This is a genomic window from Rhizobium sp. BR 250 (assembly GCF_047445855.1).
Lineage (GTDB): Bacteria > Pseudomonadota > Alphaproteobacteria > Rhizobiales > Rhizobiaceae > Agrobacterium > Agrobacterium tumefaciens_I.
The window spans coordinates 121,435-139,464 of the sequence record NZ_JARWKW010000012.1 but is presented as its reverse complement, the minus strand read 5'-3'; the positions used below and the strand labels follow the sequence as shown (position 1 = coordinate 139,464).

The 18,030-nt window shown below is 60.6% G+C and carries 10 protein-coding genes; 2 read left to right on the top strand and 8 right to left on the bottom strand.

The features are described from left to right. Positions 1-60: 60 nt before the first annotated feature. The 6 genes from QD336_RS19030 to QD336_RS19005 form a co-directional block, all read right to left on the bottom strand. Entirely contained in the window at positions 61-684 is a 624-nt protein-coding gene (locus tag QD336_RS19030) for a TetR family transcriptional regulator (RefSeq protein WP_269709768.1), read from the bottom strand. Positions 685-800: 116 nt separating this feature from the next. Further along, a complete protein-coding gene (locus QD336_RS19025; RefSeq protein WP_499171754.1) occupies positions 801-3,935 on the bottom strand; it encodes a multidrug efflux RND transporter permease subunit in 3,135 nt (1,044 codons plus the stop codon). 12 nt (positions 3,936-3,947) lie between these two features. Then, entirely contained in the window at positions 3,948-5,138 is a 1,191-nt protein-coding gene (locus QD336_RS19020; protein ID WP_499171753.1) for an efflux RND transporter periplasmic adaptor subunit, read from the bottom strand. Positions 5,139-5,590: 452 nt separating this feature from the next. After that, positions 5,591-7,096: a sensor domain-containing diguanylate cyclase gene (locus QD336_RS19015; protein ID WP_499171752.1), complete on the bottom strand. Its 1,506-nt coding sequence runs from the start codon at positions 7,094-7,096 to the stop codon at positions 5,591-5,593. A 167-nt stretch (positions 7,097-7,263) separates the two neighbouring features. Next, positions 7,264-8,088, bottom strand: coding sequence for a bifunctional allantoicase/(S)-ureidoglycine aminohydrolase (locus tag QD336_RS19010; protein ID WP_269343031.1), 825 nt, complete (start codon positions 8,086-8,088; stop codon positions 7,264-7,266). A gap of 312 nt (positions 8,089-8,400) precedes the next feature. Further along, on the bottom strand, positions 8,401-9,447 hold the full coding sequence (locus QD336_RS19005) for a class I SAM-dependent methyltransferase (protein ID WP_269343030.1): 1,047 nt from the start codon (positions 9,445-9,447) through the stop codon (positions 8,401-8,403). A 315-nt stretch (positions 9,448-9,762) separates the two neighbouring features. Between QD336_RS19005 and QD336_RS19000 the strand changes: the two genes are divergently transcribed. Next, on the top strand, positions 9,763-11,757 hold the full coding sequence (locus tag QD336_RS19000; RefSeq protein ID WP_499171751.1) for a putative bifunctional diguanylate cyclase/phosphodiesterase: 1,995 nt from the start codon (positions 9,763-9,765) through the stop codon (positions 11,755-11,757). Between the two features lie 30 nt (positions 11,758-11,787). On the opposite strand, the gene QD336_RS18995 is transcribed toward QD336_RS19000, so the two are convergent. Then, complete coding sequence (locus QD336_RS18995) at positions 11,788-12,864, bottom strand: Ldh family oxidoreductase (RefSeq protein ID WP_499171750.1); 1,077 nt, start codon at positions 12,862-12,864, stop codon at positions 11,788-11,790. A gap of 321 nt (positions 12,865-13,185) precedes the next feature. Continuing rightward, positions 13,186-15,894, bottom strand: coding sequence for a DNA translocase FtsK (locus tag QD336_RS18990; RefSeq protein WP_499171749.1), 2,709 nt, complete (start codon positions 15,892-15,894; stop codon positions 13,186-13,188). 516 nt (positions 15,895-16,410) lie between these two features. On the opposite strand from QD336_RS18990, the gene QD336_RS18985 reads away from it, so the two are divergent. Continuing rightward, positions 16,411-18,021 carry an ABC transporter substrate-binding protein gene (locus QD336_RS18985; protein ID WP_499171748.1) on the top strand — a complete coding sequence of 537 codons (1,611 nt, stop codon included), beginning with the start codon at positions 16,411-16,413 and terminating at the stop codon, positions 18,019-18,021. Positions 18,022-18,030 lie beyond the last annotated feature (9 nt).

Sequence of the window (18,030 nt, the reverse complement as noted above, 5' to 3'; positions counted from 1 at the left end):
GCTGGTCTTTTAGAATACACTCAAATTTGACCGGCGCGGCAGGATGATGCAGCGCTCCGGTCACGGTGCCGGAGGACGCTGGAACCCCTTCATGAGGCGATGCATGGCCTCGGCCCCTTCCTTGACCAGATCGAAACGTTGACCGAACAGCAACCAGTCGTAAACAATGCCTTTCAGCATCCAGTAAAGCGCACCGAGCGCCGATTCCGCCGTCCAATTATCATTAAAGACACCCTCTGACTGTACACGCTGAAAAGCGGCCTCCAGCACATCTTTGTGGTGACGGTCCAGCTCTTCCTGTGCATGCAGGACCGGGGCGAATTCGTCGGAATAATTGGTACGCAGACTGATCGTCATGATGCGCTGGCGTTGTTCGTCTTCCGCCAGAAGCGCAAGCCACTTGCAGGTCGCTTCCTCGATCTTGGCCAGCAGCGCAGTTCCCTTGAGGTCCGGATCGCCAAAATCCAGCAGATCCGATTCCGGCAACGCCACAGATTCGTAAAGACCGATAAATAGGTCGGTCTTGCTGGAGAAGTGCCAGTATATTGCCCCTCGGGTCACCCCGGCCGCGGCCGCCACTTCGTCCAGTGAACTATTGGCCACGCCCTTTTTGAAGAACACCCGCTCGGCAGCGGCAAGGATCGCCTGACGCGTCTCTTCTGCCTCGGCCTTGGTTCGGCGCATGCTGATGTCTCCTTCCAATCACGGCACGGTGCTTTCGCACCGTGCCTCTTTGCGGTGCCTGGCTGTCAATCAGATGAATGCTTTCATCGGATATCAACCTAGCCTTCCCATTCGTTTTATTCGGCCGGCGACACGGCGTCAGCAGCAATCTCGCCGCCCTTCTTCCGATCCCCGAAAATCTTCATGACAAAGACGAAGAAGACGGGAACGAAGAAGATCGCGAGGATCGTCGCCGAGATCATGCCGCCGAGAACGCCGGTGCCGATGGCGTTCTGGCTCGCCGCGCTGGCGCCCGATGCAATTGCCATCGGCAACACGCCGAGCGAGAAGGCGAGCGAGGTCATCAGGATCGGCCGGAAGCGTAGGTGCGCCGCTTCCACCGTCGCATCATAGGTGGATTTTCCCTCCGCCCGCAAATCCTTGGCGAATTCGATGATGAGGATCGCATTCTTGGCCGAGAGACCGATGATGGCGACGAGACCCACCAGGAAGTAAACGTCGTTCGGCATGCCGCGCAACATCACCGCCGCCACGGAGCCAATGACGCCGAGCGGCACCACCAGCATGACCGAGAGCGGGATGGACCAGCTTTCGTAAAGTGCTGCGAGCAGCAGGAAGACGAAGAGTACGCTGAGGCCGATAAGTGCCGGCGCCTGCGAGCCGGACTGGATTTCCTGCAACGACTGGCCGGTCCATTCGAAACCGAAACCGCTCGGCAATTCGCGCGCCAGACGTTCCATCTCGGCAATCGCATCGCCGGACGAATAGCCCGGTGCGGACTGGCCGCCGATACGGATCGCCGGATAGCCGTTATAACCGACCACCTGCGAGGGGCCGCGCACCCATTCCACGGTAGCGAATGAGCTGACCGGCACCATGCCGCCATTGGCGTTGCGGACGTTGAGGTTCAAAAGATCCTCGGTCTTCATGCGCTGGCCCTGTTCCGCCTGCACGGTCACACGCTGCATGCGGCCGGCATTGGGGAAGTCGTTGACGTAGGACGATCCCATATTGGCCGAGATGGTGGCGTTGATGTCGCTGAAGGTCACACCGAAGGTATTGGCCTTTTCACGGTCGATGATGAGATTGACCTGCGGCGAATCCGGCATGCCTTCGACACGCAGGCCGGCGAGAACCGGGCTTTGCTGCGCGGCCGCCATCAGCTGTGCCCCGGCAGCGCTCAGCGCTGCCTGTCCCGCACCCGCACGGTCCTGCAGGCGGAAGGTGAAGCCGCTGGAATTACCGAGACCCTGAATGGGCGGCGGCGACAGCGTGAAGGACATGGAACCCGGCAGGCCCCACAGCTTGCCATTGATGCGTTGTGCAATGGCGGAGGCGGAATCCTCCGGCCCGCGCTCGCTCCAGTCCTTCAGCGTCGCGAAGGCGAGACCGGCATTCTGGCCGGAACCGGAGAAAGAGAAGCCCGACACCGCGATCACGCGATCGACCGCCGGTTCTGCCAGGAAGATCTTTTCGATCTGCTGGATGGATTGCAGCGTGCGTTCGCTGCTGGCTTCCGCCGGCGCCTGGATGTCGACGATCAGGTAACCCTGGTCCTCGTTGGGCAGGAAGGAGCTCGGCAATTGCATATAGGCCCAGCCGAGACCGGCAAGCAGCGCCGCATAGATGATCATGAAACGGCCGGAACGCTTGATGATGCTGCCGACCGTGGAAGAGTATTTATGCGATGCCTTGTCAAAGCCGCGGTTGAACCAGCCGAAGAAACCCCTTTTCTCATGATGGCCGGCCTTGATCGGCTTCAGGAACGTCGCGCAGAGCGCTGGCGTGAGCGACAGCGCGAGGAAGCCAGAGAACAGGATGGAGACCACCATGGTCAGGCTGAACTGCTGGTAGATGATGCCGACGGCACCGGGGAAGAAGGCCATGGGCACGAACACCGCCGTCAGAACCAGCGTGATGCCGATGATGGCGCCGGAAATCTGTCCCATCGCCTTGCGGGTCGCCTCCTTGGGCGACAGATGCTCTTCCGCCATGATGCGCTCGACATTTTCCACCACGACGATCGCGTCATCGACGAGAATGCCGATGGCGAGAACCATGGCGAACATGGTGAGCACGTTGATGGAGAAACCCGAGACATACATGATGGCGCAGGTGCCGAGCAGCGCCACGGGCACCACCAGTGTCGGGATGATGGTGTAGCGAATGTTCTGGAGGAAGACGAACATCACCACGAAGACGAGGATGATCGCCTCCACCAGCGTGTTGATCACCTTCTGGATCGAGATTTTCACGAAGGGGCTGGTGTCGTAGGGAATTTCATATTCCAGACCCGCCGGGAAATACCGCGACAGCTCCTCCATGGTGGCGCGCACGCCCTCGGAGGTCTGCAGCGCATTGCCGGTGGGCGACAGCTGCACGCCGATGGCCGCACTGGGCTTGCCGTTCAGGCGGCTGGAAAAGGCGTAGCTTTCGCCGCCCACTTCCACCCGCGCCACATCACGCAGCCGCACGGAGGAACCATCCGGATTGGCGCGCAGCACGATGGAGCCGAATTCCTCCGGTGTCGTCAGTTGACCCTGCACATTGACGGTGGCCGAAATCTGCTGGCCGATAGGATTTGGTGACGCGCCGATGCGGCCCGCCGCAACCTGCGAGTTCTGCGCCTGAATGGCGCCGATCACGTCGGACGAGGTGAGGCTGAGGCCGAGCATCTTGTCCGGGTCCATCCAGATGCGCATGGAGCGCTGCGTGGCAAACAGCTGCGCGCTGCCGACGCCCGGCACACGGCGCAATTCACCGACCACGTTGCGGCTGAGATAGTCACCGAGGCCGATGGCGTCGGTATTGCCGTCGACGGAGGTGAGCGCCACCATCATCAGGAACGAGGTGCCCGCCTGCTCAACGCGCAGGCCCTGCTGCGTGACCGCCTGCGGTAGCCGCGGCTGAACGCGGGCGATGCGGTTCTGCACCTCCACCTGCGCTTCACCGATATTGGTGCCCGGCGCAAAGGTGACGTTGATGGAGATGCTGCCTGAGGATTCAGAGGTCGATTCAAAATAGAGAAGACCCGGAACCCCGTTCAACTCTTCCTCGATGGGACGCGTGACGCTCTGATAGATGTCTTCGGGCGCGGCACCCGGATAGTTGGTGCCGATCGAAATCTGCGGCGGCGCCACATTCGGATATTGTGCAATCGGCAGCATGGGAATGGCGAGCAGGCCCGCCAGCATGATGAAGATGGCGACGACCCAGGCAAAAATGGGCCGATCGATGAAAAAACGTGCCATTGAAATCGGTCCTTATTGCTTTGCGGCGGCCGGGGCAGCACCCTCGCTACCGGCGGCGGCGACATCGGGCTCCGCAGACCATGGTTCAGGCTTCACCTTGGCGCCCGGCGCGGTCTTCTGGAAACCTTCGGCAACAACCCGGTCGCCATCCTTCAGGCCTTCGGAAATCACCCAGCGGTCACCGATGGAGCGACCGACGCTGACGCGCCGCTGCTCGACCGTGTCTTCGGCATTAACAACGAGAACACTCGCCTGCCCGCCCGCATCGCGCTGCACCGCCTGCTGCGGCACGGCAAAGGCCGCCTTCTCAATGCCCTGCTGGATCTGAACGCGGACATACATGCCCGGCAGCAGATCGCCATTGGGGTTGGGGAATTCACCGCGCAGCGTCACCTGGCCGGTGGTTTCATCCACCGCCGCTTCGGAGAACAGCAGGCGACCGGGAACCGGATAACGGCTGCCGTCATCAAACAAAAGGTTGACTTCGGCCTCGTTCTTGCCGGTCATCAGCTGGCCGTCCTGCAGCGCCTTGCGCAGGCGGATGAGATCGGCGGCCGGCTGGGTAAAGTCGGCATAGATCGGATCAAGCTGCTGGATCGTCGCCAGGCTTTCCGAACCGGTGGCGCTGACCAGCGCACCTTCGGTGATGCGCGCCCGGCCGATGACGCCGCTGATCGGGGCCTTCACATCGGCATATTGCAGGTTGAGCTTTGCTTCCGCGACACCGGCTTCGGCCACCGCCACTTCGGCATCGGCCTGCGCCAGCTGGGCAACGGCATTGTCGAATTCCTGCTGCGAGCCGACATTGGAGCGGCGCAGCTGCTGCTGACGGTCGGCCGTCTGCCGCGCCTGCAGTTGGGCGGCCTGCGCCCGGCGCAACGTGCCTTCGGCGCTATCGACACGCACCTGGAACGGCGCGGGATCGATGCGGTACAAGACATCGCCTTCCTTCACCAGCGAGCCCTGCTCGAATACCCGCTCGACGATGATGCCCGAGACGCGCGGCCGCACTTCGGCAAGCCGCGTCGGCGCGATGCGTCCCGGCAATTCGTTGGTGATAGGCAGTTCTTCCGGCTTCACGGCCACGACCTTGACCGCGCCGGGCGGCGGTGCACCGGGCGCAGCGGCCTGCTCATCGCTACATCCGACCAGAACGATGCCAGTCAACAACACCGCTACGATCTGCCCAAATCTCTTCGCCATACTGCGCTCCGAATCCACAAAATAGGTCACATTTACATACATACTAAGACGTATGTAAAAACTTGGCAATGGAATTGTTGCAGCGCAAAAGCGCACTCACGCGCTTGTGAAGGGGTGTGCGACGGGGTGGAAACGACGTTGTGACCGGGAAAAGAAATCAGGAAGCGAACGCCGCAGCCAGGCGTTCTTCGCCGCCCCTTCGCTCGCAAAGGCGCTTAACGACCATTTCAATGATGCTCGTCGCGATCTATTCGAAAGGGGATGAAATAGATAATTGCCGGCCGAAACCGATATTGCTGCCGTTGCCGACATGCTGGCGACCTGCAGCACAGCTTGCACAACGCGCGCGCACCACACGGGCGGAGCTCGAGCTTATCGCACGCAACAGCATTGCACTGGTTCTCAAGGCGGCGGGTGCCAGCCCAACATCCTGGCTGCCTTCACCTGCCGGTTCAGGACAGGCGTTTCATCGAAGTGGCTTCCGGTTGCGGGCCGCTCTTCGTCGTATCGCTATTGTCGGCTGACCTGTTGCGGAGAGCCGCATAATAGGCGTTCTTCTGCTCGTACATGTTCATGTCGGCCCGGCGCACCAGCGATTCCATCGTCTCGCCGGCCTCGCTGGTCGCCACGCCCAGCGACAGGCTGAGCGGCGCGCTGGAATAGAACTGGTTGTTGATCTTCAGCAGTTCATAAACCGTATCGACCATGGCGGCGGCCACCTGCCTGTCGGCGCCGGGAAGAAGGATGGCGAATTCATCGCCGCCGATGCGCGCGGCATGGTTCGGCGCGGTCACCACGCCGTTCAACACCTCGCCCACCCGCCGCAGCAACGCGTCGCCGGCATCGTGGCCGAGCCTGTCATTAGCGTCCTTCAGGCCATTGAGATCGATGACGATGGCCGAAACCGGACGAAGCGCGCTGCGCTCCAGCCGGTTCAGCTCGTCCGAATAGAAGGCGCGGTTATGCAGCTTGGTCAGCACATCGTGCTTGCCGAGATATTCGAGATAGGCCTCGGCCTTCTTGCGCGCGGTAATATCGGTCAGCGCCACCTGCACCAGCGACCAATCCCGCTCATGGCCGGGGAAGACGGAAAAATGCAGGAGAAGGTGCCGTTCCGAACCGTCGAGCGCATAATTCACCACCTCGCGGTGGTGGGTGAGATTGCTGTTCCAAAGCTCGATCAGCTGTTCCCGGAACGGCTTTTCCATCTCGCCACGGAAGATATCGCCAAGCCGCTGCAACAGGACTTGCCGATCCGGCGCGCAGAACAGGTCGAGCGTCGCCCGGTTGACGTCGATCACCCGGATTTCGCTCATGCATTGCCGCACGAATTCCGGATGCACATCCATGAACACCCGAAAATCGACGATGCCTCGATCCCTCACCTCCTCGATCAGTCGCCGCACCCGGCTGAAATCCTCCACCCAGAGGGAGACCGGCGAATGTTTGAACATGCCCTCGGCATAACGGCGGTTGAGAAGCTCCTTGCGGCGGGCCTCTTCGCGCTCCGTCACATCCTCCGTGGTCAAAAGCAGCCGGCCGAGCGTGTCTTCATAGCCGGGTATGACCGCACCGCGCAGCTGGATATCGAGCCGGCTGCCGCCGAGCGAATAATTCACTGCGTTGCTGGTGAATTCCGTCCTGCCCGCCCAGAGTTCGGAAAGCTCGTTCACATGGCTTTCCAGCATGTCGTCGCGGAAAATCCGGTGCAGATTGTCAATGAGATGCGCCTGGTCGCGCGCTTCGAACAGTTCCAGCGTCTTGGCATTGACCTGGATGACGCGGATTTTCTGCGAACAGGTCGCCACCCGCGACAAATCCTCCAGAAGAAAGGCCCTGATATCCTCGACACCGTCAGCCCGCCAGATATCGAACTGGTTTTTCACATCGCTGAAATCCTCGATCCACATCGCCACGGGTGCAAGATTGAAGACATTGGTGTCGATCGTCTCATTCATACGGGCATTCTTTTCGGGGTAGCTGCAGGCGGATGCCGGAATGGTACGGAACGGCGACAGCCGTCCGCATAACCGGATTTATTAGGGATATTCGATTTAACGCAAGCATTTATCGCGCAAACCGCCGGATTGCGCGATAATTCACGGGTTTGAAGCGTGGAGGCCCCTTACCAGAGCTTCACGTGCCGGTTCACATCCTTGTAGAGTAGGTAACGGAACCGGCCGGGCCCGCCCGCATAACAGGCCTGCGGGCAATAGGCGCGCAGCCACATGAAATCGCCCGCCTGCACTTCCACCCAGTCTTCGTTGAGCCGGTAGACGGCCTTGCCTTCCAGCACATAAAGACCGTGTTCCATCACATGGGTTTCCATGAAGGGAATGGTCGCGCCGGGCTCGAAGGTAACGATGTTGAGATGCATGTCGTAACGCACGTCTTCCGGATCGATGAACCGGGTCGTCGCCCATTTGCCATCCGTATCCGGCATGGGTGACAGGGTGTTCTCGTCCTCATGCGTGAAGATTGCCGGCGGCGGCTCCAGACCATCGACTGCCTGAAACACCTTGCGGACCCAATGGAACTTGACGGGCGCCTTGCCGGAATTCCTGACCTGCCAGCGCGCACCGGCCGGCAGGAAAGCAAAGGACCCTTCCCGCAGGGCATGCTGCGCGCCTTCGAATATCACCGTCATCTCGCCTTCCACGACGAAGATCGCCGCTTGCGCCCTTTCGTCCGGCTCCGGCCGCTCACTGCCGCCGCCCGGCTGCACTTCAACGATATATTGCGCGAAGGTCTCGGAAAAACCGGTCATCGGCCGGGCGATGATCCAGGCCCGCGTGCCGGTCCAGTGCGGCAGCACGCTCGTCACGATATCGGACATGACGGTCTTGGGGATGACCGCATAGGCGGTCTTGAACACCGCCTTGCTCGACAGCAGTTCCGTCTGTCCCGGCAGACCGCCCATATCCGAATAATATCTCTTCATCTCAGCCATTCCATTCTGCAACGCATTCGGCGCGGATTCTTAAGGCTGAGGCGGGGTTTAATCAAATGGTTATTGGGGAGAGGCAGACGCGTTCTGATGGGAAGTCGCGACGACAACGACATCGGGCGCGACATCCCAGCGTATTTCTTCTTCCCGCCGGAGAAAAGGTGGCCCGAAGGGTCGGATGAGGGGGACTACGGCAGAGGTATGCGGGGAGCGAGCCCCCTCATCCCGCTGCCGCGACCCTCTCCCCGGCGGGGAGAAGGCGAAAGAGGCACCCACTCGCTCCCTGTGAACGAATATCAGGCGAAACTTTCTGTCTCAGCCCTTTTTCCGCATCGTCGCGTAGACGATATTGTGGTTCTCGCCGAAAAACACTTCCGCCTCGATGCTGGAAGGATCGGCGCTGGCATTGACGATCCGCCACATGTCCGCCTTGGAGCGCAGGAGCAGCGCCCAGTTCATGAAGGTTTCCATGTAGCCGTCGACGACGATATCTTCGGAGAAATTGGCGAAGAGGAACATGCCGCCGGGTTTCAGCATCTCCATGCAGCGCCGCGTCAGCTTGATCGCCACGCGGTCGTTCAGATAATCATAGAGGCCCGCCGCATAGATGAGATCGAAGGTGCCGAGCTCCTGTGTGCGCAGGACGATATCGCGCACGGACCCATCGATCGCCTCGACGCCGCTGCCGGCGAAATCCCGGGCAACGGAACCGACGCTGAGCGGATCCTGATCGAGCGCCACCCAGCGCTTGATCCTGCCCTCTTTCAGCGCCACGGACGCATCCGCCTCGCGCAAATGGCCGGAGGCGATGGTGAGGATTTCCGTCTCCTCGCCATGCCGGACCGCAGCCTCGTCAACGAAGCGCGTCAGCAGATCCCGCCGCTCGCGCACCGCGACCGACGAACTGGCATCCTTCGTATAATCGTAAAGGGCCGCACCAAGCGGCGTGGCCCTGTTCACCAGTTCGGCGACGCTGTTGTGGCCGTAGATGAAGTCGAGCAGTTGCGCGTCGCCGGAATAACCGCGTGGCTTTTCGAAGGACCAGCGCGTGAACGGATCCTCCAGAAAATAGTGCGACACGGAGTGATTCTGCACCAGGGGGATCAGTTCAGCCCACACGCTGGAGTGGAGCTTTTCGCGCAGAGCATGCAGCGCGCCCGCCGTTCTGTGTATTACATCATGTGCTGAAACACCATTGTCGAACTGCTGCTGTGCCAATTCGAGAATGAGCGCGATTTCTGCTTTCGCAACCGCGAACTGCTCATCGAATGTTTCCGTTCTGCGTGCAAAAATCTCTTTTGCGACAGTATCCGGGGTGATCAAACTTGCGCCGTCCAGAATTCTCTTCTTTACCCGCCTCACTTCAGCCTCCAGTATTAACACATTGTTAACTATACGTTTCTGGGAGGCGGATGGCCACTCGCTTTCGATTTTTCAGCGGTGTAGGGATACATTAGTGAATTAGCGTATTTTTTTGGTCACACTCGTGGGCAGAGGAAAAGCGGCTACGCGATTTAGTGAAACTTAATGTTGCGAACGTATGATGCGTTCTTCCTCTCTGTGCTTTCCGCTCGCAATGGAAGAGGTCGACAGGAACCCGCGCCGGGTGCGAGAGCACACGGAAAAGTGGAATAAGCAGTTACTTGATTAAGTATACGCAACACTATGGGAAAGTGCATGAAGCACACATTGGGAGAGGTGAGTGGACAGCAAGACTATCGGCAGCCGGATTCCCGGTTTTCTGATGAACTTCTTGCCCTTTACCAGCAGGAAGGTGAGCGCAGCCGCCGTGGTTCAATCCGGCGGGGCCTGTGGACCGCTGTTGTCATCTATCTGCTGTTTGCCGCGACCGACATCATTCTGATACCCGACGTCGCTTTTTATACCATTCTCGCACGCTTCTCGGTCGTCCTGTCATCGCTGCTGACACTGGAAATCCAGCTGCGCAGGGGCGCCAGCACCGCAGCGCTCGATCTTACCTGCGCGACCGCTCTCGTCATGGGATATATCGGCTGGCTTTTGCCTTCGCTGCTGACCGACAATATCGAAAACATGTCCTATTACATGGTTTTCGGGGCGATCTTCATGATGGGCGCCAACCTGTTCTTCACGTTCCGCTTCCATCTGTCGCTGGTGTCTTCGGGCATCATTCTCGTCACCTATTTTCTGGCGGCGACGCAGTTTCCCGAGGATGCCTTCTATAAGTTCGCTTTCGGCACCTTCTACATATCCTGTTTCGTCTTCACGTCTTACGTGAACTGGAACCTGAACCGCGAACGCTACCACGTCTTCGTCAACGGGCTGGAGGCCAAGGCCCAGCAGAAGGCGGCGGATGAGCGGGGCCAGGCGCTGCTGCGGCTTTCCAACACCGATTCCCTGACCGGCCTGCAGAACCGCCGCGCGATTGACCATCATCTGCGCCTCCTGTGGGACAACTGGAGCAGGAAGGAAGAGGGTTTCGCCGTCTTTCTGATCGACGTCGATTTCTTCAAGAAATACAACGACCGCTACGGCCATCAGGAAGGCGACAAATGCCTGGTGACGGTGGGCAACGCCCTGCAGGATGCGATCACCGACCACGGTGCCTCCATCGGCCGTTATGGCGGGGAGGAATTCATCGTGCTGGCGCCGTTCAAGTCCAAGCAGCAGGTGGGCGAGCTTGCCGAAACGATCCGCCGCACCGTCGAAGACCTGTCGCTCGCCCATGACCAGCGCCGGGACGGCACCTTCATCGTCACGGTCAGCATCGGCGCCTCCTTCACCCGCCCCAATCCGGACGGCAAGCTGGAGAAGATCATCAACGAAGCCGACCGGGCGCTCTATATCGCCAAGGGCAACGGCCGCAATTGCATGAAGCTGTTCGATCCCGACGACCCGCAGACCAGCGACGAGACGGAGAACATTGCCGCGCTGCTGAAGATCGCCATTGCGGAAAACCTCGTCTCCCTCGTCTATCAGCCGATCCTCAACATCTCGACCAACGAGACGGCGGGTGTTGAAGCGCTGATGCGGCTTCGCCTGCTGGACGGCAGCCCTGTTTCACCCGGCATCTTCATTCCGATTGCCGAGCGCACCGGCACGATCATGGAACTGGGCCTGTGGACCATCAAGACCGTCTGCAAGCAGCTGCTGGCCGATGACCGGGTGGCTGTCGTCAGCGTCAACGTCTCGCCCATGCAGCTGAAAAACCCCGGTTTCTCCACCTCGGTGGCCGCCATCCTCGTGGAGGCAGGCATTGCCGGCAACCGGCTCGCCTTCGAAATCACCGAAGGCGTCGACATGGAAATGCATTCCGACGTGCTGCGTTGCCTGAACGACCTGAAGACGCTTGGCATCAATATCTGGCTCGATGATTTCGGAACCGGTTTCGCCGGCCTTTCATGGCTGCGCATGACGGATTTCGATACCGTCAAGATCGACCGCTCCTTCCTGCAGGACAGCAACACGCCGCGCGGCCGGGCAATGCTGCAGGACATGATCCGCCTCATCCGCAATCGCGGCCACAAGATCCTCATCGAAGGCGTGGAGACGGAGGAGCAATTGAGGCTCGTGCGCCAGATGGAGATCGATTACGCACAGGGCTATTATATCGGCCGTCCCGTCCTCGCCGAAAGGCTGGGCGCGGCGGCAACGCCCTATCCGCGCCCCAACATGCTGCTGCGCCCCGCCTGATCTCGCGATGGCGGCCAGCCGCCGGCCGCCTTAATGATAGGCGGGTGGCGTGATCGAGAATTTCGCCGCAAGCTCCGAGAAGGCTGCCCGTGTAACGGGATCGACAGGCGCACCTTCCCTCTCCCGTTTTGCCGCCACGGCCCATTCCCTGTCGCCCGGCGCCATGACCTTGCAATCGTCCCGGGCCGGCGATCCCCGCAGCACTTCGAGATAACGTTTCATCCCTTCATCGAACACGTCGCGTTCCAGGAAGGCCTCCGGCTTCAGCGCCAGGACGAAGGCTCCGAGCCCGCGCGGCGTCGAAAAATCCGGCCCGCCCATGGGGGCGAGATCGAAGCTGAGCTTCATGCCGGAGAGAACCGCGCTGAAAATCTCGACCACGCCCGCCAGCGCCGCCCCCTTGAAACCAAATTCGCCACCGACCGGGGCAAGCATCTCAACGGCATTGGGATCGCGCGTATCCACGCCATCGCCATTCGAGGCAACACCCTGCGGCAGTTGCTGGCCAAGGCTCCGGTAAAGCAGGACGCGATTATAGGGCACGGCGCTGGTGGCCATATCGAGAAGCCAGGGCATGTCGTCCACCGCCGGCACACCGACCGCGATGGGGTTGGTGCCATGGAACCGCATGGCACCATCATGCAGACGCACGAAACTGTCCGAATTGCAGAAGGCGAGGCCGATATAGCCCTGCCTGGCCGCTTCCAGCGCATAGGCACCGGCGGGGCCGAAATGCGAGGAGTTGCGGATCGCCACCGCGCCGATACCGAATTTCCCGGCAAGCGCCATGGCATTCTCCATGGCCGCATAGGTGGCGCGGGCGCCATGGGCGTGGTCGGCATCGAGCGTTTCCACCGCGCCGAAGCCGGACACGCGGTTGATCCGCGGCCGCCGATTGAGGCGCCCGCCTTCAAGTGCGGTGACATAATGGGCGAGCAGGCGAACGCCGTGGCTGTCTACACCGAGCCTTGTGCCGTGAATCATCGCCCGGGTCGCCGCCTCGGCGGTTTCCTCATCGGTACCGACGGCCAGGAAAACGGCGCGGCAAAACCGCTCCAGCTCAGAAAGCCTTGCCAGAACGGTGATGTTTTCATTGCTGTGTGACATGAGGGGGAAATCCTCCCAATTCCAGAATCCGTGTGGCACAGGCTAGTCACGGGGCGCGTTTTTGCAATGGAGTTCGTGCGAAAAACCCGGATAAACGCAACGGGATACGGCACGCGCTCACATCCGTCATTCCGGGCTTGGGGGAAGATTTCCGAGATGCGGGGCGTTCTTGCGAACACGTCAACACCGTCAGCCGATCGCAGATCCCCGGGGTAAGCCCGAGGATCACGGAGGCGTATTTGGCAAATGTCGCCATTCATCTGGCGGCGCCCCTATGTTCGAAGCTTAGTTACTCCGAACATCCTTAAGCCAATGCGACGATCAATCGTCCGCAGCCATGGTGTCGTATGCACCACGCTCGCCGGCGATGATGGCGCGCTTGCCGACATGGTTGGCCGGACCGACGATGCCTTCCTGCTCCATGCGCTCGACCAGCGAGGCAGCGCGGTTATAACCAACGGACAGGCGGCGCTGGATATAGGAGGTGGAGCACTTCTTGTCGCGCATCACCACCTTGACGGCCTTTTCATAAAGATCGTCACTGTCATCCTCGCCCATGGCGGTCTTGTCGAAGACGGCGGCTTCCTCTTCCGCCTCTTCTTCGCCCTCGTCGGCGTCTTCCGTCACGGTGCCGAGATATTCCGGACGACCCTGCGTCTTCAGATGCGCCACAACCTTTTCCACTTCCTCATCGGAAACGAAGGGGCCGTGGACACGGGCGATGCGGCCGCCGCCCATCATGTGCAGCATGTCGCCCTGGCCGAGCAGATGCTCTGCGCCCTGTTCGCCGAGGATGGTACGGCTGTCGATCTTCGAGGTCACCTGGAAGGAGATGCGGGTCGGGAAATTCGCCTTGATCGTGCCGGTGATGACATCGACCGAGGGACGCTGGGTAGCCATGATGAGGTGGATGCCGGCGGCGCGCGCCATCTGCGCCAGACGCTGGATCGCCCCTTCGATCTCCTTGCCGGCGACCATCATCAGGTCGGCCATCTCGTCGACGATGACGACGATGTAAGGCATCGCCGTGAGGTCCATTTCCTCCTGCTCGTAGACCGCTTCGCCAGTGGCGCGATCAAAGCCGGTCTGCACGTTGCAGAATACGGTCTCGCCCTTGGCGCGGGCTGCTGCCGCCCTTGCATTATAACCGTCGATATTGCGCACGCCGAGACGCGACATCTTGCGATAACGGTCTTCCATTTCGCGCACGGCCCATTTCAGCGCCATGACCGCCTTTTTCGGATCGGTGACCACAGGCGTCAGAAGATGCGGGATGCCGTCATAGACCGAAAGCTCGAGCATCTTCGGATCGACCATGATGAGGCGGCACTCTTCCGGCTTCAGACGATAGAGCAGCGACAGGATCATGGTATTGATGGCGACCGACTTACCGGAACCGGTGGTGCCGGCGACGAGCAGATGCGGCATCTTTGCCAGTTCGGCGATAACCGGTTCGCCGCCGATGGTCTTGCCGAGGCAGAGCGCGAGTTTCTGGCGGGTTTCGCTGTAATCCGTCGCTTCGATCAGTTCGCGCAGATAGACCGTTTCGCGCACCGGGTTCGGCAGCTCGATGCCGATGACATTGCGGCCGGGCACGACAGCGACACGCGCCGACAGCGCCGACATGGAGCGAGCGATATCATCCGAAAGACCAATGACGCGCGAAGACTTCACACCGGGGGCAGGTTCGAATTCGTAAAGCGTCACCACCGGACCGGGACGGACATCGATGATTTCGCCCTTGATGCCGAAATCTTCCAGCACGCTTTCGAGAAGCCCGGCACTCTGTTCCAGCGCTTCGGGCGTCATGGTCGTGGTCTGCTGGACACGGGCTTCCTGCAGAAGATCAATGGAGGGATACTCATATTCCCCGTCCGCAAAGACGGGCGCTTCGCGGAACATCGGCTGCGAGGCCTGAATGGGGGCGCGGGCGGTGAAACGCGGCTCGGCCGCAATTCTCTCCACCGGTTGAACCTGTTCCACAGGTTGCTGCAGTTCGGCAACCACAGGCGTTTCCGCCACGGGCTGCGGCACGACTTCCTGTTCGGGAACCGTCATGGCGGCAGGAAGAACGGCATGACGCACACCGATCTCACGATAAAGCCTGATCGCGGAACCGCCCGGCACGGTGACGACCGGCGGCTCGGCCGAAAGCACGATGGCAGGGGCTGCGAGCTGCGTGGGGGCAACCGGCGCGACAGCCACAGGCGCGGTAACGACGGAATTTGCAGGCACGGCGCGCGCGGACTCCGACACGCCTTCGCCAGCGCTTTCAGGCAGATCGAGCGTCATCACTTCCCAGAACAGCTCATCCGGCAGATGGGCGGCGAAAGCGGGAATGGTCGCCTGCGGTATGACGGCCTGAACCGCATCAACAAGCGGCACGATGGTTTGCGGTTGAACCGGCGAATACACCTGATGGGGAGCTGCCTCCACGGCAATCGCAGTTTCCGCCCGCGCCGGCATTTGTGCAGCGGCGGCGGCCTCTTCCGCCTGCTTGCGGGCAAGCTCCAGCCGCAATTTATAGGTCAGTGCCCGTGCACCCCGCGCATCCGGCGGCTGCGGCAGAAATGGCATGCGCGGCGGCGCTACGCGCTGCTCCGCCGGCTTCACCGCTGGCTGGGAGACGGAAACGGCGTCCTGCGGCACAGTCTGCTGCTGCATCATCGCCTCCGGCTCCGCCGTTTCAGGCAGAGCGACCGTGGTGATGTCCTCTTCCGGTATGTGGGGCGTCTCAACCGGCATGCGGCGGGCAAAGGCGCTTTCCGGCGTGCGGGTGAAACGGACATTCGGACCGAGTACGAAAGCATTCTGCCAACCGGGCATCTCAGCGCGGCCTTCAATGGCGTCGGCTGCGCTGATATCGGCATTCGGCCGGGGTGCGACACCCGCCTTCATCGCCGCCGTCTGCTGGCCGGCAGCGGTGTGGCCGCCGGCATGACGAGCCTTCTCGCTCCCCTCCCCTACGCTATTGGACGAATTCTGGAATCTGGATCGGGAGAAGCTCATGGCAGCGTGCACACTCATCATAAACGTACATATTTCGGTCCCTTTGAAATAGAAAATAAAGGTTAATTACCCCTTTCCAAACCGTGGCGCCGGGGCATATTTTCCTGCGACCGAACGGCGCGATATCAAATCAAGCAATTGTTTTATTTTATTAATTCCATTTTTCGAGACGGAATATTTACCGGTGCGCCGAAAGAAAGCGGTCCAACCGATCGCGAGCCTGAGGACAACGCCCGAAAACCTTCCTCCGTCATGCTCGAGCCTGTCCAGAGCATCTGCAACGTATTGATTTTACGATACATGATTGGCTCTCCCCGGGACAGGCAGAGGATGGTGCCACGTGCCGTGGATGGCTGTCGGCAATCTGCGAGGTGATTGTGCGTAAAGCATACTGTTTCTCCAAACAGCCCCGCAACGTAAAAACATTGCTGTAAAGCCAGTGATTTAACGTGGACACTGCCGAGGTTGCAGTCTTAAGATCGGGCAGGCCGCGGCCCCGCGGAAAGGCCCGCCCACCCTCGTTTCCGGAGTGAATTCATGTCGCCTGTCCACTTGTCCCGCCGTTCGCTTCTCAAGACCACGCTCGCTCTTGCCGCAACCACGGGACTGGCGGGCATCGCGGCCGCCCAGCAGGCGGCACCGGGCGGACGGTTGATCGTCGCAGCCGATTCGGAACCGAAGAACCTCAATCCGGCCATCGTCGCCTCCAACGGCGTGTTTTACATCGCAAGCAAGATCATCGAGCCGCTGGCGGAAGCCTCCTTCAATGGCAAGGACGGGCTGGAGCCACGGCTTGCCACCGAATGGCAGGGATCGGATGACGGCTTGAGCGCCACATTCAAGCTGCGCGAAGGCGTGACCTGGCATGACGGCAAGCCATTCACCTCGGCAGATGTGGCCTTTTCGGCGCTTTCCGTCTGGAAACCACTGCAAAATCTCGGCCGGCTGGTCTTCGCCAATCTCGAAAAGGTGGAAACGCCTGATGACCACACGGCCATCTTCCGCTTTTCCAAGCCCACGCCGTTCCAGCTCATCCGCAATGCGCTGCCGGTCGTCACCAGCGTCGTGCCGAAACATCTTTATGAAGGCACCGATATCGCCACCAATCCGGCCAATACCAAACCGGTCGGCACCGGGCCTTTCGTCTTTGCCGAATATAAGCCCGGTGAATATTATCGCCTGACCCGCTATGCGAATTACTGGAAGAAGGATGAGCCGCAGCTCGAAGAGATCATCTATCGTGTATTGCCGGACCGGGCGGGCGCGGCCTCCGCGCTCGAAGCGGAGGAAATCCAGCTGGCCGCCTTTTCCGCCGTGCCGCTGGCCGATCTTGACCGTATCTCCAAGGTTCCGGGCATCAAGGTGATTGCCGATGGTTACGAGGCGCTGACCTATCAGCTCGTCGTGGAAATCAACCATCGCCGCAAGGAACTGGCCGATCTCAAGGTGAGAAAAGCCATCGCCCACGCCATCGACAAAAAATTCGTCATCGACAAGGTTTTCCTCGGTTATGCCACGGCATCCACCGGTCCGGTGCCGAAGAACGCGCCGGAATTTTACACCGACGATGTCGAGACCTATGATTTCGATGTGGCCAAGGCCAACGCCCTGCTGGACGAGGCGGGTTATCCGCGCGGCGCGAACGCAACGCGTTTTTCGCTGAAGCTTCTGCCGGCGCCCTATTTCAACGAAACCAAGCAGTTCGGTTCCTATCTTCGTCAGGCGCTTCAGCAGATCGGCATCGAAGCCGAGCTGGTCAATAATGACTCCGCCGCGCACCAGAAGGCCGTTTATACCGATCATGCCTTCGATCTTGCCATCGCGCCGCCGGTCTTCCGCGGCGATCCGGCGATTTCCACCACCATTCTCGTGCGTTCCGGTATTCCGGCCGGTGTCGGCTTCTCCAATCAGGGCGGTTACGAAAACAAGGCGCTGGACGACTTGATCGACAAGGCGGCAGTGACGGTGGACACGGCGGCGCGCACGGCGCTCTACAGGGATTTCCAGAAACAGGTCGCCGCCGATCTGCCGCTGATCAATGTCGCCGAATGGGGCTTCATCACGGTGGCGCGCGATACGGTCAAACATGTCGCCAGCAATCCCCGCTGGGCCGTTTCCAACTGGGCGGATACGGCGGTCGACACCTGAGGACACGTC

What these genes read in the sequence shown, in the direction of transcription:
- QD336_RS18995 (WP_499171750.1), bottom strand. Translation starts at nt 12,864, where the DNA reads ATGTCACACAGCAATGAAAACATCACCGTTCTGGCAAGGCTTTCTGAG.
- QD336_RS19030 (WP_269709768.1), bottom strand. Translation starts at nt 684, where the DNA reads ATGCGCCGAACCAAGGCCGAGGCAGAAGAGACGCGTCAGGCGATCCTT.
- QD336_RS19000 (WP_499171751.1), top strand. Translation starts at nt 9,763, where the DNA reads ATGAAGCACACATTGGGAGAGGTGAGTGGACAGCAAGACTATCGGCAG.
- QD336_RS18990 (WP_499171749.1), bottom strand. Translation starts at nt 15,894, where the DNA reads ATGATGAGTGTGCACGCTGCCATGAGCTTCTCCCGATCCAGATTCCAG.
- QD336_RS19020 (WP_499171753.1), bottom strand. Translation starts at nt 5,138, where the DNA reads ATGGCGAAGAGATTTGGGCAGATCGTAGCGGTGTTGTTGACTGGCATC.
- QD336_RS19010 (WP_269343031.1), bottom strand. Translation starts at nt 8,088, where the DNA reads ATGGCTGAGATGAAGAGATATTATTCGGATATGGGCGGTCTGCCGGGA.
- QD336_RS18985 (WP_499171748.1), top strand. Translation starts at nt 16,411, where the DNA reads ATGTCGCCTGTCCACTTGTCCCGCCGTTCGCTTCTCAAGACCACGCTC.
- QD336_RS19025 (WP_499171754.1), bottom strand. Translation starts at nt 3,935, where the DNA reads ATGGCACGTTTTTTCATCGATCGGCCCATTTTTGCCTGGGTCGTCGCC.
- QD336_RS19015 (WP_499171752.1), bottom strand. Translation starts at nt 7,096, where the DNA reads ATGAATGAGACGATCGACACCAATGTCTTCAATCTTGCACCCGTGGCG.